19 protein-coding genes are annotated in these 21,065 nt (G+C 47.3%); 13 read left to right on the plus strand and 6 right to left on the minus strand.

The window, feature by feature from the left end; translation table 11 throughout:
* Positions 1-510, minus strand: a 510-nt coding sequence (locus tag ACNA7P_RS08980) for a LysR family transcriptional regulator (RefSeq protein ID WP_416258290.1), incomplete at its 3' end; no start/stop codon positions are given.
* 171 nt (positions 511-681) lie between these two features.
* On the opposite strand from ACNA7P_RS08980, the gene ACNA7P_RS08985 reads away from it, so the two are divergent.
* Genes ACNA7P_RS08985 through ACNA7P_RS09000 form a run of 4 tightly spaced genes read left to right on the plus strand, consistent with a single transcriptional unit; the run spans position 682 to position 3,726 of the window.
* Entirely contained in the window at positions 682-1,290 is a 609-nt protein-coding gene (locus tag ACNA7P_RS08985; protein WP_416258291.1) for a cytochrome b, read from the plus strand.
* A gap of 26 nt (positions 1,291-1,316) precedes the next feature.
* Positions 1,317-1,907 (plus strand): YceI family protein, encoded by a 591-nt coding sequence (locus tag ACNA7P_RS08990; RefSeq protein WP_416258292.1) that lies wholly within the window; start codon positions 1,317-1,319, stop codon positions 1,905-1,907.
* Between the two features lie 3 nt (positions 1,908-1,910).
* Complete coding sequence (locus ACNA7P_RS08995; RefSeq protein WP_416258293.1) at positions 1,911-2,384, plus strand: GNAT family N-acetyltransferase; 474 nt, start codon at positions 1,911-1,913, stop codon at positions 2,382-2,384.
* Positions 2,385-2,433: 49 nt separating this feature from the next.
* A complete protein-coding gene (locus tag ACNA7P_RS09000; RefSeq protein ID WP_416258294.1) occupies positions 2,434-3,726 on the plus strand; it encodes an anti-phage deoxyguanosine triphosphatase in 1,293 nt (430 codons plus the stop codon).
* A 16-nt stretch (positions 3,727-3,742) separates the two neighbouring features.
* Here ACNA7P_RS09000 and ACNA7P_RS09005 read toward each other — a convergent pair whose 3' ends face one another.
* Complete coding sequence (locus ACNA7P_RS09005; protein WP_416258295.1) at positions 3,743-4,501, minus strand: pseudouridine synthase; 759 nt, start codon at positions 4,499-4,501, stop codon at positions 3,743-3,745.
* 30 nt (positions 4,502-4,531) lie between these two features.
* Between ACNA7P_RS09005 and ACNA7P_RS09010 the strand changes: the two genes are divergently transcribed.
* Positions 4,532-6,109 (plus strand): cryptochrome/photolyase family protein, encoded by a 1,578-nt coding sequence (locus ACNA7P_RS09010; protein WP_416258296.1) that lies wholly within the window; start codon positions 4,532-4,534, stop codon positions 6,107-6,109.
* Between the two features lie 51 nt (positions 6,110-6,160).
* Entirely contained in the window at positions 6,161-6,700 is a 540-nt protein-coding gene (locus ACNA7P_RS09015; protein WP_416258297.1) for a lipocalin family protein, read from the plus strand.
* Here the strand turns inward: ACNA7P_RS09015 and ACNA7P_RS09020 are convergent.
* Entirely contained in the window at positions 6,697-7,995 is a 1,299-nt protein-coding gene (locus ACNA7P_RS09020; RefSeq protein ID WP_416258298.1) for a Glu/Leu/Phe/Val family dehydrogenase, read from the minus strand. The genes ACNA7P_RS09015 and ACNA7P_RS09020 overlap by 4 nt on opposite strands.
* A gap of 21 nt (positions 7,996-8,016) precedes the next feature.
* On the minus strand, positions 8,017-10,041 hold the full coding sequence (locus ACNA7P_RS09025; protein WP_416258299.1) for an FAD-dependent oxidoreductase: 2,025 nt from the start codon (positions 10,039-10,041) through the stop codon (positions 8,017-8,019).
* Between the two features lie 258 nt (positions 10,042-10,299).
* On the opposite strand from ACNA7P_RS09025, the gene ACNA7P_RS09030 reads away from it, so the two are divergent.
* Genes ACNA7P_RS09030 through ACNA7P_RS09040 form a run of 3 tightly spaced genes read left to right on the plus strand, consistent with a single transcriptional unit; the run spans position 10,300 to position 12,676 of the window.
* The gene (locus ACNA7P_RS09030; protein WP_416258300.1) at positions 10,300-10,851 is read left to right on the plus strand and encodes a hypothetical protein; all 552 of its coding nucleotides are present in this window, start codon (positions 10,300-10,302) and stop codon (positions 10,849-10,851) included.
* Positions 10,848-12,101 carry a PQQ-dependent sugar dehydrogenase gene (locus tag ACNA7P_RS09035; RefSeq protein WP_416258301.1) on the plus strand — a complete coding sequence of 418 codons (1,254 nt, stop codon included), beginning with the start codon at positions 10,848-10,850 and terminating at the stop codon, positions 12,099-12,101. Before ACNA7P_RS09030 ends, ACNA7P_RS09035 begins: the two co-directional genes overlap by 4 nt.
* Positions 12,102-12,154: 53 nt before the next feature.
* Entirely contained in the window at positions 12,155-12,676 is a 522-nt protein-coding gene (locus ACNA7P_RS09040; protein ID WP_416258302.1) for a hypothetical protein, read from the plus strand.
* Positions 12,677-12,784: 108 nt separating this feature from the next.
* On the opposite strand, the gene ACNA7P_RS09045 is transcribed toward ACNA7P_RS09040, so the two are convergent.
* A complete protein-coding gene (locus ACNA7P_RS09045; protein ID WP_416258314.1) occupies positions 12,785-14,950 on the minus strand; it encodes a M3 family metallopeptidase in 2,166 nt (721 codons plus the stop codon).
* A 189-nt stretch (positions 14,951-15,139) separates the two neighbouring features.
* On the minus strand, positions 15,140-16,363 hold the full coding sequence (locus tag ACNA7P_RS09050) for a multidrug effflux MFS transporter (protein ID WP_416258303.1): 1,224 nt from the start codon (positions 16,361-16,363) through the stop codon (positions 15,140-15,142).
* 139 nt (positions 16,364-16,502) lie between these two features.
* On the opposite strand from ACNA7P_RS09050, the gene ACNA7P_RS09055 reads away from it, so the two are divergent.
* The 4 genes from ACNA7P_RS09055 to ACNA7P_RS09070 all read left to right on the plus strand — a co-directional run bounded on the left by ACNA7P_RS09055 (position 16,503) and on the right by ACNA7P_RS09070 (position 21,052).
* On the plus strand, positions 16,503-16,841 hold the full coding sequence (locus ACNA7P_RS09055; protein ID WP_416258304.1) for a zinc ribbon domain-containing protein YjdM: 339 nt from the start codon (positions 16,503-16,505) through the stop codon (positions 16,839-16,841).
* A 171-nt stretch (positions 16,842-17,012) separates the two neighbouring features.
* Positions 17,013-17,480 carry a hotdog fold domain-containing protein gene (locus ACNA7P_RS09060; RefSeq protein ID WP_416258305.1) on the plus strand — a complete coding sequence of 156 codons (468 nt, stop codon included), beginning with the start codon at positions 17,013-17,015 and terminating at the stop codon, positions 17,478-17,480.
* A 137-nt stretch (positions 17,481-17,617) separates the two neighbouring features.
* Positions 17,618-19,036: a sodium-dependent transporter gene (locus ACNA7P_RS09065; RefSeq protein ID WP_416258306.1), complete on the plus strand. Its 1,419-nt coding sequence runs from the start codon at positions 17,618-17,620 to the stop codon at positions 19,034-19,036.
* Between the two features lie 3 nt (positions 19,037-19,039).
* Positions 19,040-21,052, plus strand: coding sequence for a GNAT family N-acetyltransferase (locus tag ACNA7P_RS09070; protein WP_416258307.1), 2,013 nt, complete (start codon positions 19,040-19,042; stop codon positions 21,050-21,052).
* The last annotated feature ends 13 nt before the right edge of the window (positions 21,053-21,065 follow it).

Consider the following 21,065-nt stretch of genomic DNA (forward strand, 5'->3'; position numbering starts at 1 on the left):
TTCCAGCGCTCTTCGATGTAAGCTATGTTCCGCACTCATGGGTGCCAAGCCACTCAGGCTAAAATGTACTTCATCGCGCTCTAGCATTGGAAAGCTATCCAATTCTTGGCGCACTACCTCGAAGCGCATATTAGGTGCAAGGGCATGCACACGTTTAACCAGCGCTGGAAAATATAAACCAACTTCCATATCTAACCCGGTAATACGGATCAAGGTATCATCGGTAGCCGGATCAAATTGTGGCGGCTCAATCACTCGCTCAATGTCACGAAGTAACCCATCTAGTTCGCTTTGCAGCAATACAGCCCGAGAGCTCAACGTAAAACCGGTTGCAGTGCGAATCAGCAACGGATCATTGAAGCTCTCCCGCAACCGCCCCAAAGCTCTGCTTACTGCAGGCTGGCTCATATTCAACCGTTCTGCTGCTCGCGATACATGGCGTTCACTAAGAAGCACCTCGAGTACCACGAGCAGATTAAGATCGATATCACGTAATTTTGCGCTACGCATAACACCCTCATTCATTATCCTAAAAATGGATAGCTTTTATTAGTTTAATGCATTTGCTGAATATATATGAGTCCACTAAGCTATGTCTAGTAGGCTATGTCTACTAAGTAAAGAGTAAGTAAGTTGCAGGGCTCGGTAATAGCGACTACTAAGGGATGAAAGGATTACCAAATGGCTTTAGTGAAACAAATCAAAAACAGTAAACAGCAATATGGTTGGGTGGCAATTTTTATGCACTGGCTAGTGGCTGTTGTGGTTTTAGGAATGTATCCACTTGGGCTCTACATCGTTTCGCTAGGTTACTATGATTCTGGCTACCGAATTTACCCAAACATCCATCGCAGCATCGGCATATTACTTGCCATGGTGATTTTGTTACGGGTGGCTTGGAAGCTATTGAACCCTAACCCAAGCATGCTTGCGCGCTCCAAACTCGAACGATTCGCCGCTCATGCAGGGCACACCACGTTATACCTATTGCTACTTACCGTAGTAACCAGTGGTTATTTACTCTCTACCGCCGATGGCCGCAGTATTCGCGTGTTTGATTGGTTTTCAGTACCTGCTATTCAAGCCCTAGCCACACGCCAGGAGGATTTCTGGGGCAACATCCACTTCTATGCAGCTACCGGCATGATGATTTTAGTTGCGGTGCATTTAGCAGCCGCTGTAAAGCACCACTATGTAAATAGAGACGCCACCCTAAAACGAATGCTAGGGGTGCAAGAAAATACACACGACACCGAAGATCGAAACAATAACCAAGCCAATACGTTGTAACTCAATACTTAACAGAGGAATTAACTATGAAATTAGTAACGTTAAAAAATATCGCTATCGCATCTGCGTTTGCCAGTATCACGGCGTTCAGCACTGCTGCTAGCGCGGCCGATTATGTAATTGATACAGAGGGCGCGCATGCCTCTATCAACTTCAAAATTGACCATCTCGGCGTAAGCTATGTAGTAGGACGCTTTAACGAGTTTAACGGCACCTTCACCTATGATGCAGAGAACCCAAGTAACAACAAAGTAGAAGTAACGGTAAACACCGCATCAGTAGATTCTAACCACGCTGAGCGTGACCGCCATATTCGGAGCAGTGATTTCATTGATGCGAGCAAATGGAGCCAAGCCCACTTTGTAAGTACTAACTACGCTGATCAAGGCGATGGCAAAGCCGAGCTTACCGGCAACCTCACCTTGTTCGGAAAAACTCGCGAAATTACTATTGATGTGGAAAAATACGGCGAAGGGCAAGATCCATGGGGTGGCTATCGCGCTGGTTTTACCGGCACCGTAGCGTTAAACATCACGGATTTTGGTATAGATTTTAACTTAGGTTCGGCGGCACAAACCGTGTATATGGATCTTGTAGTAGAAGGCATTCGCCAATAATTTATGCACATTCGTTTAGCAACGGCTGCGGATATCGCAGCCATCGCCAACCTAGAGAATGAACATTATGCTGCAGAGGGTTACCCTGCAGCATTTCTTTTTCAAGCTTATCGGCAATGGCCAAATTTATTGTGGGTAGCAGAACGCACAGAAGAGAACGGCAGCAATAAAGCTGCAACAAATGTGTGTGCGTACTTACTTGCGGCACCCGGCCAGCAGGAAGGGCATATTTGGATTATGTCGGTGCTGATAGCAGCGCAAGCGCGCGGCATGCGGCTAGGCTCTGCCTTAATGCAACAGGCAATTAAGGAACTACGCCAGCGAGGTGCGCAGCAGCTGTGGTTAAGTGTGGCGCCAGAAAACGCAGCCGCAATTGAGCTCTATGGTAAATTAGGCTTTCAAAAACAAAGTTATCAAGCTGATTATCTTGGCAATGGCGAACATCGTGATATTCTCTGTTTACATGTAAGCGCGTAAGCTTTGTTTACACCCGAGCAGAATATAACAACCAAGAAGAGGTAAGCGAATGGGCAACGAGCAGAATACATGGCAAGCAAGGCGCTCCGGAGCGGCTCCGGCACGGCCCGGCGATTTACGTAACCCATGGCAGCGCGATCGTGCTCGCATCCTCCATTCTGCAGCATTTCGCCGCCTACAATCAAAAACCCAAATTATGAATATTGGCGAGAACGATTTTTATCGCACTCGCCTTACCCATTCATTGGAAGCCGCGCAAATTGGTGCATCGCTGATAAATCAGCTAGCGCATTCTGGCACCGATAGCACGCGCGCATTGCTGCCCGATGAGAATCTAATGGAAGCACTTTGCCTAGCACATGATATTGGCCATCCACCCTTTGGGCATGGTGGTGAAACGGCTTTGAATTATAAAATGCTGGGTTCCGGTGGCTTTGAGGGCAACGGCCAAACCTTTCGGATTGTGGGCTGTTTAGAGGCGTATCATGCTGAGCACGGCATGGATCTTACGCGCCGAACTCTGCTCGGATTATTAAAATATCCGGTACTCACGCCTGATTCCGAACGCCCCAGCGAAGACATGCCCAAAAGTTTAAGTAAGTGGAAACCAACGAAAGCTGTATTCACTGCTGATGCTGAATTACTGGATTGGGTATTGGCCCCTTTAAGTACCAGCGATCGTGAACGTTTTCAAGAAGTGGATACACTTACCAATTCGCCCTGGTTGCGAGCAAAACACAAATCATTTGATGCTTCCTTGATGGAGCTCGCCGATGATATCGCCTATGGCGTGCATGATTTAGAAGATGCAGTAGTTACAGGTAATCTGAACCGAAGCCAATGGTTGGCCTTTATGCAGCCAATTTTCAGCGAATTACCTGCCGATCTTCGGGCGTTAATGCTGGAATTAGAGCAACAGCTGTTTTCTGAAGTTCACCATTTACGTAAAAACGCCATCGGTGCCATGGTGAATATTTTTGTAACCGCGGTACAAATTGCTGAAGTATTGCCGGATACAGAGCAGCCGCTCATTCGCATGAATGCGATTTTGCCAGCAGCAGAGCGCATTCTTTTGAACGGTTTAAAAGCCGTTGTATTTGAATATGTGATCAACCAACCCGCCATTCAGCAACTGCGCTATCGCAGCCAAAGCATGCTGTTGAACTTATTTTCCGCTTTTCACGCTGAACCCGAGCGGTTACTACCACGCAATACCAGAGCCCGTTGGCAGCATGCCAGCGAGCACGGCGGAACAGTAGCGGCCGATCGGGTGTTGTGTGATTATATTGCCGGAATGACCGATGATTACGCGGAACATATGTATAAAAGGTTGTTCATCTAAACACATGCAGTGAAAGTTAAAACAACGCTATTTCTGCATCCGTTAAGGCGCGAAACTCACCCGGTTCAAGCTCACCGAGGCTAAGTTCGCCTACTTGCTCGCGATGCAGTTCCAGCACTTTATTGCCAACAGCGGCAAACATGCGCCGCACTTGGTGATAACGCCCCTCATTCACTTTCACTAAGGCCTCTTTTTCACCTACGATCACTAACTCGGCTGGCTCAGTAAGTTTCGGATCGCCACGTAACTGCAGCCCTTTAGCAAAAGCGGCTACATCTGCCGCACTTACCGGATCAGCTAATTGGGCGCGGTAAACTTTGATACAGCCGTGCTTAGGTGAGGTAATGCGGTGCGACCACTGGCCATCGTTGGTTACCAACAATAAACCTGAAGTTTCTAAATCCAGCCGCCCTACCGTATGAAATTTATCTGGATTAGGTAAATCCAAATAAGAAAACACGGTCATGTGGTTGGGATCATCGTTGGCACAGATACAGCCCACTGGCTTATGGAACATTAAGTAGGTAGGCCCTAACAATTGCAAACGCACACCATTCCAAACTACTTCAGCCTCATCAGGCACATGTGCGGCTCCTTTTTTCACTACATCGCCATTCACACTTACTTCGCTACGATGAAGTGTGCGGGTCGCTTCCTTGCGGCTCATGCCGGTAGTTTCAGACAAAAATCGATCTAAACGCATAATATAAAGAACCAGTTGAGGTATTTCGGCGTATTCTACCACTACCCGAGAATAGATGTGATCTGTTCTCATCGCCGAGTAGCAGTATAGGGATAAAAAAGCATGGCGCGCTGGTTTCAGATTGCGGATATACCTACCCAACAACTCGAACAATTTCATGAGGTACGCCTTGTTTTGGGCGATCAACTGAACTCGCAGCATTCTTGGTTCAAAAATAATGATGGTGTGCTGTATATAATGTTTGAAATGCGCCAAGAAACCGATTACGCCACCCACCATGTGCAAAAGATAGTTGCTTTTTTTGCAGCAATGCGCGCATTTGCGGATGCCCTAGGAACCAAAGCAGAAGTTTTGTATTTCCGCCTAAACGATCCCGCTAATAGCCAAGATCTCTGCACTAATATACAGCGCATTATGCAGGCTACTGGCGCCACAAAATTTAGTTATCAAGAGCCCGATGAATATCGCTTAGATCAACAGCTGAACCGTATTGCTTTGGATAGCGACATCGCTATTGAGTGCTACTCCGGTGAGCATTTTTTAATAAACCGTAGTGATGTACAAGAATACTTACCCGCGAATAAAGCACCCTTGATGGAAAATTTCTATCGCCGTATTCGCAAAGAAACCGGCTACCTTATGGATGAGGATAAACCATTAGGCGGCAAATGGAATTATGATCAGGACAACCGAAATAAACTGCCTAACGATGTAGAAATACCCCCGTTAGCCCCGGTGCAGGTAAATGCTAGCCACATTCTCGAGATGCTCAAGCAAGAAGCGGTGGAAACTATTGGTGAAATAGATGCCACTGCCTTGCAATGGCCCATTGGCCGCCGCCAATCGCTTGAGTTACTTAGGCATTTTATTAAACACAGCTTGCCGCACTTTGGCGAATACCAAGATGCCATGAGCAGAAGAGGCTGGCTGCTGTTTCATTCGCGGTTATCCTTTAGCTTAAATACCAAAATGATTAATCCGCGAGAAGTAGTAGACGCAGCTATTCACGCCCACCAAGATAATCCCAAACGCGTTACCCTTGCTCAAGTTGAGGGGTTTGTGCGGCAAATTATTGGTTGGCGAGAGTTCGTGCGCTTAATTTACTGGCGGGAAATGCCGAGCTATAAGAAAACCAATTACTTCAACCATACTCGCCCGTTACCAAGCATGTATTGGAACGCCAATACGAAAATGAATTGTATGCAGCATTCAGTGCAGCTATCATTGCAGCACGCCTATGCACACCATATTCAGCGATTAATGGTAACGGGGAACTTTGCCCTGCTGGCTGGGGTGAATCCAGACGAGATAGATGCTTGGTACTTAGGCATCTATGCCGATGCCATTGAGTGGGTAGAATTGCCAAATACCCGCGGTATGAGCCAGTTTGCCGATGGCGGCTTACTCGCCACCAAGCCTTATGTTTCTTCCGGGAACTACATCAATAAAATGAGCAGCTACTGTAAAAGCTGCTTCTATGATGTGAAAGCCAAAACTGGGGCACGCAGCTGTCCATTTAACAGCCTATATTGGAATTTTATTGCCGAGCATCGCGAGCAACTTGCAGGCAACCATCGCATGGCCATGATGTACCGGCAGTGGGATAAGCAAAGCGCCGACAGCCAAGAGGCTATTTTAGCGCAAGCCCAGCAGCACTTAATTAATATCGAGCATCTCTAGTAAACAGCACTTATACTGTGTTTAATAATGCTGTTAATGCAAGGAGCTACGATGAAGAAATTAATTTTACTAATACTGGTGTTAGCTGTTGCAGGCTGGGCATATTTACATTTTACTAGCCAACCTACACCGGTAGTGAAACCGGTGGAAACTTTTTCTGCGGAACGGTATATGGGCACCTGGTACTCCGTGCTTCGCTTACCCCATCGTTTTGAACGTAATCTCAGCAATGTAACTGCAGAATATAAGCTTAATCGGAATGGTAGTATTCATGTAGTAAATCGAGGCTACAATCAGAAAAAAGGGGAATGGAGCACTGCAACCGCAACAGCGAAAGCAGTGCCTGGTATGAATGCCGGATTTCGGGTTACCTTTTTCTGGCCCTTTAGTGGCGGCTATTACGTTGCCGAGCTAGGGAGTAACTACGAGTACGCAGTAGTAGTAAGTGATAGCAAAGATTACTTTTGGCTACTCTCACGCACACCGCGACCGAGCCAAGGCTTGATCGATGAAGTAACCGCCCGTGCATATGCTTGGGGTTACAACATCGAACAATTTGAGCGGGTTGAACACGGCCCCATTAATAATTAACAATCACCGTTAAAGTAGCCATGGGTACCGCGATGGTCCATGGCTGCGGTAATACGCTTTAAACCATGCATATAACAGGCGCTGCGATAATCTACTTTGTGCTTGCTCGCCAGTTCAAAGCAAGCTTTGGCTTCTCTACCGATGCGCTCGCGCATGCGCCCATTCACTTTTTCCGCGGGCCAGTAATCGCCAATACGGTTTTGAATCCATTCGTAGTAACTCACAATTACGCCACCGGTATTCACCAATACATCCGGCAACACAAGTATATTTTTCTCACCAAGAATCTTATCGGCATCGCTGGTTACTGGCCCGTTGGCAATCTCCAGAATAACCTCCGCTTTAATAGCATCAGCATTATCCTCGGTAATCTGGTTTTCCAAGGCCGCGAGTACTAAAACATCCACATCTAAACAAAGTAATTCCTCGTTACTTAAATGGTCAACATTCTTTTCCTCATCTACCGAGGTTTCAGAATAAAGGATACCTTTTAGCTCGCGAGTTTTGTTTTTGTGCCGCCATACCGAATCAACATCTAAGCCTTTCTTCGAATATACCGCGCCTTGCGAATCAGATACCGCCACAATGGTAAGCCCGAGCTTCTGAGCAGCGGTTGCAAAATAATAACCGGCATTACCAAACCCTTGCACAGCCACCGTAAGATCCTCTGGCTTTGTATCCTGCTGCTCAAGATAGATTTTCAACACTTCTAAAGCGCCTTCACCAGTGGCCTCCACTCTTCCTGCAGAGCCGCCCAAGCCAATAGGCTTACCTGTAATCACTGCAGGGTATTGGGCGCGAGCAATTTTCGCATACTCATCCGCCATCCAACCCATGATTGTGGCATTGGTGTTCATATCCGGCGCTGGAATATCCTCATCAGGGCCAATGCAATCATAAAAACCACGAATATATCCCCGCGATAAACGCTCTAACTCTAATCGAGAGAGTTCCTTAGGATTCACGCAAATACCACCCTTGGCGCCACCAAATGGTAAATCCACAACGGCACACTTAATCGCCATCCAGAAGGCCAGTGCGGTAACTTCACTGGCATCCACATCAGGATGAAAGCGGATGCCACCCTTACCTGGGCCGCGGGTTGTATCGTATTGCACGCGCCATGCTGGAAATACTTGTAAGGAACCATCATCCATTCGAACCGGAATAGAAATTTCAACTACTCGGTGCGGACGAGCTAAACGAACTTGTGCGTCTTCGGAAACATCAAGGTGCTCATAAATTGCTTCGAGGCGCCCTCTTGCATCATCTAGTGCTTTTGGTGCTTGTGCCATTCATGTTCTCCTGCTGTTATTTTAAAGTGCTGCTGCGAGCTCGGCCCCTTGCCGTATCGCGCGTTTCGCATCAAGTTCTGCCGCCACATCGGCGCCACCAATTAAGTGTACGCGAATACCCGCATCGGTTAATGGTTGTTGTAACGCGCGCAGCGGTTCTTGGCCTGCGCAAATAATAATATGGTCTACTTCTAGTAGCTCTACTTTCCCGTTACGCTCAATCTCCAAGCCTTGATCAGTAATTTGCTTATAACTCACCCCATTCAACATCACTACGCCTTTATTCTTCAACGTGTTGCGATGCACCCAACCCGAAGTTTTGCCTAAGCCTCCACCTACTTTGCTCTCTTTGCGTTGCAGTAAATATACTTTTCGTGAACAAGGGTCTGGTAGCGGTTGAGTGAGCGCACCCCGCTGCTGATACGTTTTATCAATACCCCATATACCATGCCATTCTTCGCTATTAAGGGTTGGTGAATGTTCGGTAGTAAGGTATTCAGATACATCAAAACCAATACCGCCAGCACCAATTACCGCCACCCGTTTGCCTACCGTTTTGTGATCGCGCAATACATCAAGATAACCGAGTACTTTATCACTGGTTTCACTGCCAGCAATTTGCACTTGCCGAGGCACCACGCCGGTTGCTAATACCACATCATCAAAACCACCTTGCTGCAACGAATCGGTGCTTTGTGGGCTATTCAGGTGTATCTGTACACCGGCATCCTCTAAACGCTTCGCAAAGTAACGAATGGTTTCATGAAACTCTTCTTTACCTGGTATTTGTTTCGCAAAATTAAACTGGCCACCAATTTCTCCGGCAGCGTCGAACAAATGCACCTCATGGCCACGCTCTGCGGCGAAGCACGCGGCCGATAAACCAGCGGGGCCTGCTCCAACTACCGCTACTTTCTTTACTGCAGTTGTAGGCTGCATCACCAACTCGGTTTCATAAGCAGCCAGAGGGTTTACCAAGCAACTAGCGCGTTTATTCTCGAATACATGATCTAAACACGCTTGGTTGCAGGCAATACAGGTGTTAATTCGATCGGCTTGGCCAGCGGCAGCTTTATTCACAAAATCAGGATCGGCCAAAAAGGGCCGCGCCATAGACACCATATCAGCTTCTTGATTCGCTAAAATATCTTCAGCAATTTCCGGGGTATTAATTCGGTTAGTGGCAACAACCGGTACGTTTAATTCTTCTTTCAAACGCGCGGTTATCCAACGAAAAGCGCCGCGTGGCACCGAAGTAACAATAGTAGGTACGCGTGCTTCATGCCAACCAATACCCGTGTTAATAATCGTAGCACCAGCTTTTTCAACGCCCTTGCCTAACTCAATAACCTCTTCCAATGTATTACCATCTTCCACCAAATCCAGCATTGAAAGGCGATAAATAAGAATAAACTCTTCGCCAACCGCAGCGCGCACGGCCTTCATTATCTCTAGCGGCAAGCGTGATCTATTTTCGAAACTGCCGCCCCAACGGTCGGTACGCTTATTGGTACGCTGGCAAATAAACTGGTTAATTAAGTAACCTTCCGATCCCATAATCTCCACGCCATCATAGCCAGCCTGCTTTGCTAGTTTAGCTGCCCGAGCATAATGCTGAATAGTTTTTAGTATCTGCCTCTCACTCAATGCTTTTGGCTTAAAAGGCGTTATTGGTGCTTTAATTGCACTTGGGGCTGCGCTGAAGGGATGATAGGAATAGCGCCCAGCATGCAGAATCTGCATCGCAATCTTACCGCCAGCGGCATGCACCGCATTAGTTACCTGTTTGTGCTTAGAAACCTGCCAACCATTACTTAACTGGCTGGCAAAAGGCGCCAAACGGCCCCGAAAATTTGGTGAAATACCACCGGTAACGATTAAGCCCACGCCGCCACGAGCTCGTGCAGCATAGAATTCTGCAAGTTTTGCAAAACCACCTTTTTCTTCTTCAAGGTTAGTGTGCATTGAACCCATCAAAACGCGGTTTTTTAATGTGGTAAATCCCAGGTTAAGTGGCGCTAGTAAATTTGGATATGGCTGGCTCATGGTGTTCTACATTCCTCTGGTCTAACCTGCAATATGTTCACTGTATCCGCTTCTGAAAAATCGAGCAAGCACAGATGTACGCTGAAAAAGCTAACAAAACCCGCTTGGTTCTCGTGCAGTTAGCACGCTGTTTTAGTTTAGTTCTTGCTTTGTTATAGCTAATTTAGTGTAAATTCGTTACCTTAGTCTGTTATGGCTACCACGCAACATAAAAAGATTGGCGGCAAACGTGCAGGGTTTTAATTAAGGCAATATTAAATGAAGCACACATCACATCGATTAAGCTACCTTCTAGCATTCCTTCCTGCAGTAATCATTGCAGGAATTCTCGGCTCTGTGCTGCAAACTCAGTTTAATATTCTCGCCATTAGTGCCATTGGCCCTGCCATCGATCTGCAAACACGCCTTGATAGCACTTGGTATGATCTACTCCACTTCGGTCCTTTGTTCACCGCTATGGTTGCCGTTGCCTTTATTGTTGCTCTTCCCGTAGCGCATTTAATTGTTCGTATCCAACGCCGGCAGTTTATCGCTTGGTGCGCCGTGGCTGGTGCTGTATCCCTATGGGCAGCATTCTTGGTAGCGAATCATTTCGCCCCCATGCCCACATTAATTGCCGCAACTCGCACTACGGTGGGCACTTTATTTATGACATCTAGCGGCCTAGTTGGTGGTTTTGTATATGCAGTGTTAAGCCGGCACTTTCGCAAACGTTTAATTCGCAAATTACGCGCGCAGCATCATCAGCGGATACAAGATAATGTAACCTCTGCTAAACCAACGAAAACAGATTCCGAGAGCAGATCATGAAAGCACTGGCAAGAATTTTAATGGCGCCCGCTCGCCTATTTTCGATAGGCGCTACATTACTGTTTATGGCAGGCGCCAGCATCAGTGCTGTTGCGCAAGATGCAGGTGCGCCCCAAACAGAAGCAGAAGCAGAAGTATATAATACCTCAGAATCTGCATATCGCCTTACCACACTGCATGAGAATCTAAACTTTCCCTGGAGCCTCGCGGTGTTGCCGGATAACAGCTTGCTCGTTACCGAACGCAACGGAACGCTAGTGCACTTAGCACCGGATGGAGAACTTCTAAGCCGCTTCGAGCCGCCGATAGATGATATCTGGGTTGATGGCCAAGCGGGTTTGTTTGAGGTAACGTTAAGCCCTAACTTTCGCAACAACCAACACTTGTTTCTTTCCTATGCCTGTGGCACTGCCAATGCCAACAACACCTGCTTAGCAAAATTCACTTGGAATGGTGAAACCCTAACTGATGGCCAAGTGATTTTTCGCGCATTGCCAGCAAAGCGCGGCAGTGCTCATTATGGTGGCCGCATCGCTTTTATGCCGGATAATACTTTACTGCTCACCTTAGGGGATGGCTTTGATTATCGGGAAGACGCTCAGCGTGTTAGCAACCACCTAGGCGCAGTAGTGCGCATAGAACAAGATGGCCGTATACCTACCGACAACCCAATTTTAACCAGCCGTGAAAGCAAGGCCGAGATATTTACTTATGGGCACCGCAATGTGCAAGGCATTGCTTGGCACCCCGAACAGCAACGCATGTTTATTAGCGAACACGGCCCTCGTGGGGGCGATGAAATTAATCGCTTACGCAGCGGTGCAAACTATGGCTGGCCGCTCATTACTGGTGGTGTTGATTACACTGGGGCGCTAATTACTCCGTATCAGCAATTACCCGGCCTAACGGATCCTGAATTCAATTGGACCCCTTCCATAGCGCCTGCTGGGCTGGCCATTTATTATGGCGATATGTTTAGCGAATGGCATGGTGATCTATTAGTTCCCGCACTGGCAGGTAAACATGTAGCGCGTTTACGCTTCTACCCTAACGAACAGACACCTGCAGTAAGCCCGGTTACGCCAGGTAATGGCGGCGGCAACAGCTACAACTTACAACCAGAAGAACGTTTATTTACCGAGTTAAATCAACGCATTCGCGACATTCGCGTGCACCCAAGCACCGGCGCTCTATATTTACTCACCGATAGCGCAAATGGTACCCTTATCAAAGTTACTAACAGAAAATAGTTATTCATCACGGAAGGCCTTAATTGGCCAGAAGTACAATAGGGATATTAATCATGCAAAAGAAGTTCGCGCGCAAAGCGCTTGCCGCGCTAGTACTTGCTAGCGTTGTTACCAGCGGTTCAGCCCTCGCCAATGAAGATTGGCTGATTACTGCAGGTTTTGCCCACGCCCCCTCAATTCACCCCGAAAATAATGAAGCTGCACTGTTGATTCCCATATGGTTTGCGGTTCCAGAAGCCTTCGATCGGAATATTGGTGGCTTCATCCGCTTTGGTATGGATCAAAGTGATATTTTTGGTAATCGGCGTGATGATCAACATATCGTGCGGGTAATTAATGCTGGCTTTACCCTGCAGGCAACCGACCATGTAATATTCTATGCTGGCCCCGGGTATTCTTATCAACGCGCCCACGCAACCAATGCTCCAACCATCACTAAGCATCGCTTTAATGCCAATGTAGGGGTTACCTTTATGCCTGGCAGCTTCGGTATCAACTTTAGCTACGATTCTGGCCCCAATGCGTTTGGGGTAGGCTTTACCGTAAGCAATTCATGGTTTGGTGGGCGTTTCTAATGCCTTTATTGCCAACACTTATTTGATTAGTAATTAGCAAGCAAACAAAAAGCCCGATTCATTTCTGAATCGGGCTTTTACGTTTTTCACCAGGCAAGTTACCGGAAGTTAATCAACACTAAGCTGCAAGCCGCGGCGTATTAACAACGCATCGGTAGTTGGCTCTTGGCCACGGAACTGAATATACGATTCCATAGTTGGCCGCGTGTTGCCTACTTCTAAAATATTACTGCGATAGTGGTTACCGTTTTCACGGGTTAAGCCACCTTGGCTTTGCACGTAAGCAAAAGCATCTGCCGCCAAAATTTCGCTCCACATGTAGGCATAGTAGCTAGCAGAGTAGCCCCCACCCATTGAATGCGAGAAGAAGGTAGTTTTGTAACGCGGCGGCACTGCTGGTATATCAACACCGTACTTGGCTAACGCCGCGGCTTCGAATTCATTTACATCTTGTAACTCGTCATCCGCTGTTAATGAATGCCACTCCATATCCAACAGCGAAGCTGAAATGTACTCAAGTGTATCAAAGCCTTGGTTGAAGCTACGCGATTGAATCAAGCGCTCTAGCAACTCATCTGGAATTGGCTCACCCGTTTCATAGTGGTTCGCATAGTTTGCGATAACTTCTGGATGGGCTGCCCAATCTTCTTCAAACGTAGATGGAAACTCTACGAAATCACGAGAAACAGCAGTACCTGCCAGGGTTGGGTAAGTTACATTTGAGAACATGCCGTGAATACCATGGCCCAATTCATGGAAAATGGTAGTTACGTGATCGTAGCTCACTAAGGTAGGCTCACCTTCTGGTGCTTTTGGAATGTTCATCACATTCACAACTACTGGTTTAGTGCCCAATAAGTGAGATTGGCCTACAAAGGAGCTCATCCAAGCGCCGCCGCGCTTACCTTCACGGGCAAAGTAATCAGCGTAGAAAATCGCAAGGCTGGTGCCATCGGCATCAAACACTTCGTACACTTCTACATCTTCGTGATAGGTAGGTAAATCAGGACGTGGCTCAAAAGTAATACCGTAGAAACGGTTCATTTGATAGAACACACCATCATGTAATACGCGATTGAATTCAAAATACTCGCGCACTTCAGCTTCATCGATATCATACAGCTCTTGGCGCACAAACTCGGCATAGTATTCCCAATCCCAAGGCTGTACTTCGTAATCACCACCGCGGCGTTCAATCATTTCTTGAATTGCCGCTTGCTCTGCTTCAACGTTCGCAATTACCGTAGGTAGCATAGTGCCGAACAATTCGAATACCGCTTCTGGGGTTTGCGCCATTTGTGGTTCAACGTTGTAATCAGCCCAGCTATCATAGCCTAGCAGTGCAGCACGCTCGGCACGAATTTGTGCTAATCGCGCTGAAATTGGCCGGTTATCGTAATCACCCGATTGCGCACGGTTAGCAGAAGCTTCCCATACCCGTTGGCGCACTTCACGGTTATTCAATGAAGTAAGAATCGGTTGGCGCGTAGTATTGGTGATACTTAACAAATACTTACCTTCATGGCCCCGATCTGCTGCTGCATTGGCCGCTGCTTGAATTTGGGAACGCGATAAGCCATCAAGCTCTTCAACCGTATCTACAACCACAGCGATATTGCGGGTTTCCGCAAGCAAGTTTTGGGCAAACTGGTTTCTTAAACGTGAATGTTCTTCGTTAAGTGCACGAATTTGCTCTTTCTGATTATCAGTTAATTGCGCACCAGCACGAACGAAGCGCTGATAGTAAACTTCCACCAACCGTTTTTGCTCATCGTTTAAACCAAGGTTTTCACGATCGTTGTAAATAGTTTCAATACGAGCAAATAAATCGGCATTCAAATTAATATTATCAGAATGCGCTGCTGATTTTGGCGCCAGCTCCGATTGAATTTCGCGGCGTTTTTCGTTGCTATCGGTGCCCGTTAAGTTAGAAAACACGCGGGAAACGCGAGTTAACAATGCACCACTACGCTCCATGGCAACCAATGTATTTTCAAACGTTGGTGCTTCTGGGTTATTGGCAATAGCTTCAATTTCAGCGAGCTGTTCCGCCATGCCGCGCTCAATAGCGGGCAGGAAATGCTCATCACGAATCAACCGGAAATCTGGCGCCTGATATTGCAACGAGCTCGCTTGGAAAAACGGGTTCTCTACAGCCATAGTTGCACTTTCAGCCGCTGGTGCTGTTTCGCTGGTTTGCGTAGGCGCTTGCTCCGAACAGCCAGTAATGGCTAGGGTAGCGCCAATCAACGAAGCTAAAATAGTTTTCTTCATAGTAAGCACAGTATATTCCTCATGTGATGTTGATATGCTCGCCTTGCCGCTTGCGCGCGCAAGCCACTGTGCGTGAAAAGCCTGGAAAGGATTGCCAGCACCAGAGCAAGGGATTTGTTGCAGTATGCTATAAAATAACTTAAATGATAAGGCTATTGAGCGGCACAACCATAACGTTCAACCCTATTTCTATTCATTCGTTAAGGTTTTTCCATGAATAAGGCGGCTACTTAAGATACCTAGTAGTGGGCACATTGCCATTACCGCCACCATAGTAAGCGGTGAGCCATCACTTGCTAAGGCAGCCAAACCACCCACAATGGCGCCCATCGTGAAACCACTTGAGCTTACTAACGCGGAAGCTGTTGCCGAGTTTGCAGGGAAGAAATCGGTTACCGTAGACATACCATTTGCCACCACAAACCCTTGCATGCCCACAAACAACATAATTTGCGGTACTAATAAATAGATAGGCAGGGCAAAAAACGCCACGCTTATCACCATTAGAGTGCCAATGGCGAATTGGATACGTTGTCCGGCTCGCAACACCTGGGCGGGCTCAAAATGCCGTAGCACGCGGATATTAATTTGATTGCAAATACTGAGCGCAATCACATTCACCGCAAATAGTATTGGGTAAACGCTAGCACTCACGCCGTAATAACCCATATACACACCGGGCGAGGTGGTAATAAAGGTAAACATCCCTGCGTTACTAAAGGCCACGGCGAACAGAAAGCCGAGTGCGCGGCGGTGTTTCAGCACCGCCCAATAGCGCTGAATGGCAGAAGGTTTTCGCGCCTGTAATTGGCCCGCAGTGTTCTGCATTGTGGGGATTACTCTCGTTTCTGGCAAAAACCTGCGCAGCAAAAACAACAACACAATGGCATAAACCGCTAAGAACCAAAAAATACTGCGCCAATCACTTACCAACAAAAAGAATGCACCAATGAACGGCGCTAACAACGGTGCTGCCATCATAATGGTTACAATTTGCGAAAGAATTTTTGCGCTTGCTTTGCCCGAGTAGCGATCCCGCACCACGGCCATGGTATTTACCACACCCATGCCGCCACCAAACGCTTGTAGCACGCGGCCCAACCATAACAATTCAATCGAGCTGCCCAAGGCGATAAAAACACTACCAAAAATAAACAGGCTTAAGCCCACCAAGATAGTAAGCCGACGGCCGAAATGATCAGATATGGGGCCACCAATCAGCTGGCCAACTGCAAAACCAATGAGGAATACACTGAGGGTAATTTCAATATTATGTAATGAAGTTGCCAAATCCGTTGCCATCACTGGCATCGCTGGCAAGTAGGCATCAATCGCCAGCGGGCCAAGCGCTACTAAGCCAGCAAGAAGCCAGGCAAAGCCGCGAATGTACGGTGCTGATGATGTTTCTTTCACAGTAAAACCACGCAATGATTACAGCAACTATTACAATAACTATTACAGCGAAATGAGCTGCTAGAACAATAAAGCAAAATAGCCAGCGGCAAAGGATTAAGGCATTATACGGCAAACTCAGCTTGTGAAGGGGAAATAAATGAGTGCCTTACCTAACTGCCCTAATTGTGGCTCTGAATACACCTATGAAGATGGCATGATGTACGTGTGCCCAGAATGCGCCCACGAATGGTCGAAAGTGGCGAGCGAAGATACTGATGCTATACAGGTAAAACGCGATGCCAATGGCAACGAATTAGCCGATGGCGATACCGTTACGGTAATTAAAGATTTAAAAGTAAAAGGTTCTTCGCTAGTAGTAAAAGTAGGCACAAAAGTGAAGAATATTCGTTTAGTAGAGGGTGATCACGATATCGATTGTAAAATTGATGGTATCGGCCCTATGAAACTGAAAACCCAATTCGTGAAAAAGGTTTAAAAAAAGAGCCAACAGGGGCACTGTTGGCTCAAGCTCGTTGCTAGCGAACAACAGGCCGGCAAACCTGCTGTCAGTTTATTAAACGCAAGCCTAAACGAACTGGATCAACAAAATCAGCTGTTTAAGCAGGTTTTACCGAATTAGCATGGTTATCAACCGATGGAATACAGCATGCCAACAAATTACTTATTAAAGCTCTATGAAAAAACATTACGGCTTCCATTTGGCCAGCAACTATTCTCGCTTATGTTTGCCCGCAAAGCGCCCTACTTCAAAACGATTCGGCCACTTATTACCGAACTGAGGCCAAATTACTGTGAGCTTAGGTTTAAAAAACGCAAAGCCGTGGAGAATCACATTGGTACGGTACACGCCATTGCTCTATGTAATGGTTTAGAAATGGCCATGGGCGCCGTTGCCGAAGCGAGTATTCCAAAGCATTTACGCTGGATACCTAAGGGAATGCAGGTGAACTACACGGCCAAAGCAAACTCCGATATTCGGATCGTAGCGAGCCTTCCTGAGAACGCATGGCAAGTAGGCGATGTAGATGTAGCAGTACAAGGATTCCGCAGCGATAATACCATGGTGATTGCTGGCACCATTACGATTTATGTTTCGGAAAAGCCCCAACGTTAAGCACTTTACCGCATTTGCTGCTCCAACCAGCGGCAAAGCAGTGTTACCAGGTTTGCCCAAGCAGGGTAAAACCTGCTATAACGCCTAGCTAATCGCAAAACTAAAACGATAACGATAACAAGAATAGGATTTCAATTATGGACGCGCCACGCGAACATTTTAGCTCCCGTATTGGTTTCATTCTCGCCGCTGCAGGCTCTGCAGTAGGTATCGGCAACATGGTAGGCTTTCCCGTTGCAGCCACAAAAAATGGCGGCGGTGCCTTTTTGCTGATCTATGCCCTGTTTGTGGTGTTTATTTGCTTGCCAATTATGTTGGCGGAAATGGGCCTTGGCCGTAAAGCCCAAGCCGATCCCCATGGCGCTTATATTTCCATTGCTGGTAGCAAAAGCCCATGGCGCTTTGCCGGCTGGTTAGCAGTAATTACGCCCTTTATGATTGGCGTGTTCTACATGGTAATTACCGTGTGGATTCTCGGCTATTTAGTGCAAACCGTAATTGGTAGCCTCGATGTGATTGCCAACCCAGAGTACTTTGGGGTGTTTATCAATCATTGGAGCGTATTTATATACCTCGCCATCGTGGCCGCTATCGTATATTTCGTGTTGGTGAGCGGTGTACGCAATGGTATCGAGAAAGCCGCACGCATTATGATGCCCGCGCTATTTGTAATGTTATTGGTGTTGGTAGGCTTTGTACTTACCCTCGATAATGCTTTTGCTGGCGTACAGTTCTACCTCATTCCTGATTTTAGTAAAGTGAATGGCAGCGTTATTAGTGGCGCCCTTTCGCAAGCATTTTTCTCGCTCTCGCTTGGTATGGGTATTTTAATCACTTATGGCTCATATTTGCGCCAGCGCGATAACGTAGTGGGCGCCGGTAAAATGGTATTAATTACCGATACCGCAGTAGCCTTTACTGCTGGTTTAATGGTGCTACCTGCCATTTTCGCGATTAATCCACAAACCAATCCAGCGGAATTGAGTGAATCATCAGTAGCGATGATCTTTACCTTCTTACCGCAGATTTTCTTAGCCCTATCTGCAAACATTGGCTACCTTGGTGCCAGTATTGTAGCCGTGGTGTTCTTCACCTTGGTATTCGTAGCAGCCATTACCTCGTTAGTTTCTATTATTGAAGTACCTACCGCTACCATTGTGCGGAAATATAACTTTAGCCGCAGCAAAGCACTTGCAGTGCTAGCCGGCACCATGGGTATCCTTACGCTTATCGCTACCGCTTCATTTGGTATGGTTAATTTCTTTACCGATTTTGTTAGCTACGGTGGCGGCTCTAAATCCGTATTCGATCTCATTTACGACCTTTTCTACGATACGGTGCTGCCATTAAACGGCTTATTGATCTGCTTGTTTGTAATTTGGCATTGGCAAGCGAAAGGCCTGCATGATGAACTGGCATTAGGCTCAAAAGGCTACACTAATGGCATCTTGCAAAAATACATCAGCTTCTCATTAAGCACCTTTATTCCAGTGATTCTTGCTGTGGTATTTATCAATACGGTGCTTGATATCTACTTTGGTAAGGCGTTGTTCTAAATTGTGAGTAGTTTTCGCCAGCATTTTCGCAACCTGATTATTATTGCAGCCGATCAGGATTGGCCCGAATATGCTGGCGCTAAACTGCACTTATCTAAAGCAAACCTCAGCAGCTATCGTCAGCACCTTGGTGAACAATACAACTGCATATTTTTCTCTGCTGCCACTACCTTTCATGCCGATGCTTTTTTAGCGGTTTCTGGCACTCTTGCGGGTGGCGGCTTGTTAGTGCTACAAGCGCCTGTGCATTCCACACCTGCCTGGCAACGATTACTCCATTACTTGCAGCAACAGGGCATTAATACGCAACTCACCAGCCCTGCGGATGCTCAGCATTGCTGCGATAATATTCCCGATTGGCCCACTGAAGCGGTGCTTACGCCAACCACTGAGCAATATACCGCGTTAAAAGAATTGCAGCAGCTGCACAGGCTCAGCCAGGCAGGCGCTAATATTGAGCAAGCTAACTCTAATACGCTAACAAGCTGTGTTGCGGTTATTAATGCGCCGCGTGGGCGAGGCAAATCAACCCTACTTGGCCTCTGGTTAAACGCACAACCAGAGTTAAATGCGCTAGTGTGTTCGCCTTCAAAACGACAAGCTGCACAAATACTTGCAACCGCAACGCAGCCCGTTACATTCTTGCCGCCAGATCGCTTGCTTGCATACACGCCGCAAGCGCAGCAATGGTTAGTCATCGATGAAGCCGCCTCAATTCCAAGCCATATTGTGGCTGCCGTAGCCGAGCGCTGGCAACAATTAGTGCTCGCCACTACTACGGAGGGTTATGAGAGTGCCGGCCGCGGCTTTTTACTGCGGTTGCAAAGCAAGCTGCCAAACTACTTTCAGCAGGTTCTAAATATCGACCTACAGAAGCCAATTCGTTGGCGTGATGGCGATCCGCTAGAAGCTGCGCTAAACGCCTGTTTCTGCTTACAAAGTAATCCCAGCGCATCTGCTTCATTACCGTTATCAACAGCGGATAGCGTGGTTGAAGTAGCACAAAATCAAACTACTGTGGCGCATGGTTCGCAGCCAAGAACACAGCATTCATTGCGCTATCGCATTTGCCATGCTGCGGAACTTAGCCATGCTGAACTTAGCGAAGTTTTTGCACTGCTTACTACCGCGCATTATCAAACTAGCCCCAACGATTTGCAGTTACTGCTCAACGATTCCACGCAACGGCTCGTGCTGCAATATCAGCAACAACAGCTTATTGGCGTATGCTGGATGGCTCACGAAGGGCCATTAGCCGCCGCATTAGTTACCCCCATTTATCAAGGCAAAAGGCGCCCTCCCGGGAATTTACTGCCGCAAACCATGGTATTTCATTTACGGGAACAGGCAGCGGCAAGCTTGCCAATGCTCCGCATCGTGCGAATTGCCGTGCTGCCGGCGCTGCAAGGGCACGGGTTCGGTTCATCATTACTTGCTAGCGTATCTGAATTTGCGGATACCCAGGCCGCACTCATGGGTACTAGCTTTGGTGGCAGCGAGGCGTTGCACCAGTTTTGGCACCGAGCAGGCTTTCAGCCGGTACGCTTAGGCTTACAGAAAGATGCAGCTTCCGGAATGCGCTCATTGGTTTATATAAAGCCCTGCCGTGGAAACACCCAAGCGGCAAAGCAAGCCCATTCGCTAACAACGCAACTCGTTACTACTTTCGCTGCCACATTAATCGGTTACGCGGCAGCAGCGCCGGCTATTAGTAACGAACTACACTGGCTTTTGGCATGGCGAGATAACCTGCCCACCAATGCCTGTAATAATTTACCCATCGAGCGGTTGCTCGCCGATTTCGCCGCCGGCTTTATTCCATTTGCAGTGCTGCAACCCATGCTCGCCACAGTGCTGTTGCAATCACCCCAACTACAGCGTTCGAATAACCTGCTGATTCTCGCAACCTTAAGCAGCAAGAGCCTCAGCGCCCTTGCTAAAGAGCATGGTTTTTCGGGAAAAAGTGAGTTCATCGCTGAACTTAGAAACCTCGCGCAACATCTTACTTTACGCTAATCATTTTTCGATT

The organism is Aliidiomarina sp. (genome assembly GCF_047920995.1).
Classification (GTDB): domain Bacteria; phylum Pseudomonadota; class Gammaproteobacteria; order Enterobacterales; family Alteromonadaceae; genus Aliidiomarina.

What these genes read in the sequence shown, in the direction of transcription:
- ACNA7P_RS08985 (WP_416258291.1), top strand. Translation starts at nt 682, where the DNA reads ATGGCTTTAGTGAAACAAATCAAAAACAGTAAACAGCAATATGGTTGG.
- ACNA7P_RS08990 (WP_416258292.1), top strand. Translation starts at nt 1,317, where the DNA reads ATGAAATTAGTAACGTTAAAAAATATCGCTATCGCATCTGCGTTTGCC.
- ACNA7P_RS08995 (WP_416258293.1), top strand. Translation starts at nt 1,911, where the DNA reads ATGCACATTCGTTTAGCAACGGCTGCGGATATCGCAGCCATCGCCAAC.
- ACNA7P_RS09000 (WP_416258294.1), top strand. Translation starts at nt 2,434, where the DNA reads ATGGGCAACGAGCAGAATACATGGCAAGCAAGGCGCTCCGGAGCGGCT.
- ACNA7P_RS09005 (WP_416258295.1), bottom strand. Translation starts at nt 4,501, where the DNA reads ATGAGAACAGATCACATCTATTCTCGGGTAGTGGTAGAATACGCCGAA.
- ACNA7P_RS09010 (WP_416258296.1), top strand. Translation starts at nt 4,532, where the DNA reads ATGGCGCGCTGGTTTCAGATTGCGGATATACCTACCCAACAACTCGAA.
- ACNA7P_RS09015 (WP_416258297.1), top strand. Translation starts at nt 6,161, where the DNA reads ATGAAGAAATTAATTTTACTAATACTGGTGTTAGCTGTTGCAGGCTGG.
- ACNA7P_RS09020 (WP_416258298.1), bottom strand. Translation starts at nt 7,995, where the DNA reads ATGGCACAAGCACCAAAAGCACTAGATGATGCAAGAGGGCGCCTCGAA.
- ACNA7P_RS09025 (WP_416258299.1), bottom strand. Translation starts at nt 10,041, where the DNA reads ATGAGCCAGCCATATCCAAATTTACTAGCGCCACTTAACCTGGGATTT.
- ACNA7P_RS09030 (WP_416258300.1), top strand. Translation starts at nt 10,300, where the DNA reads ATGAAGCACACATCACATCGATTAAGCTACCTTCTAGCATTCCTTCCT.
- ACNA7P_RS09035 (WP_416258301.1), top strand. Translation starts at nt 10,848, where the DNA reads ATGAAAGCACTGGCAAGAATTTTAATGGCGCCCGCTCGCCTATTTTCG.
- ACNA7P_RS09040 (WP_416258302.1), top strand. Translation starts at nt 12,155, where the DNA reads ATGCAAAAGAAGTTCGCGCGCAAAGCGCTTGCCGCGCTAGTACTTGCT.
- ACNA7P_RS09045 (WP_416258314.1), bottom strand. Translation starts at nt 14,950, where the DNA reads ATGAAGAAAACTATTTTAGCTTCGTTGATTGGCGCTACCCTAGCCATT.
- ACNA7P_RS09055 (WP_416258304.1), top strand. Translation starts at nt 16,503, where the DNA reads ATGAGTGCCTTACCTAACTGCCCTAATTGTGGCTCTGAATACACCTAT.
- ACNA7P_RS09060 (WP_416258305.1), top strand. Translation starts at nt 17,013, where the DNA reads ATGCCAACAAATTACTTATTAAAGCTCTATGAAAAAACATTACGGCTT.
- ACNA7P_RS09065 (WP_416258306.1), top strand. Translation starts at nt 17,618, where the DNA reads ATGGACGCGCCACGCGAACATTTTAGCTCCCGTATTGGTTTCATTCTC.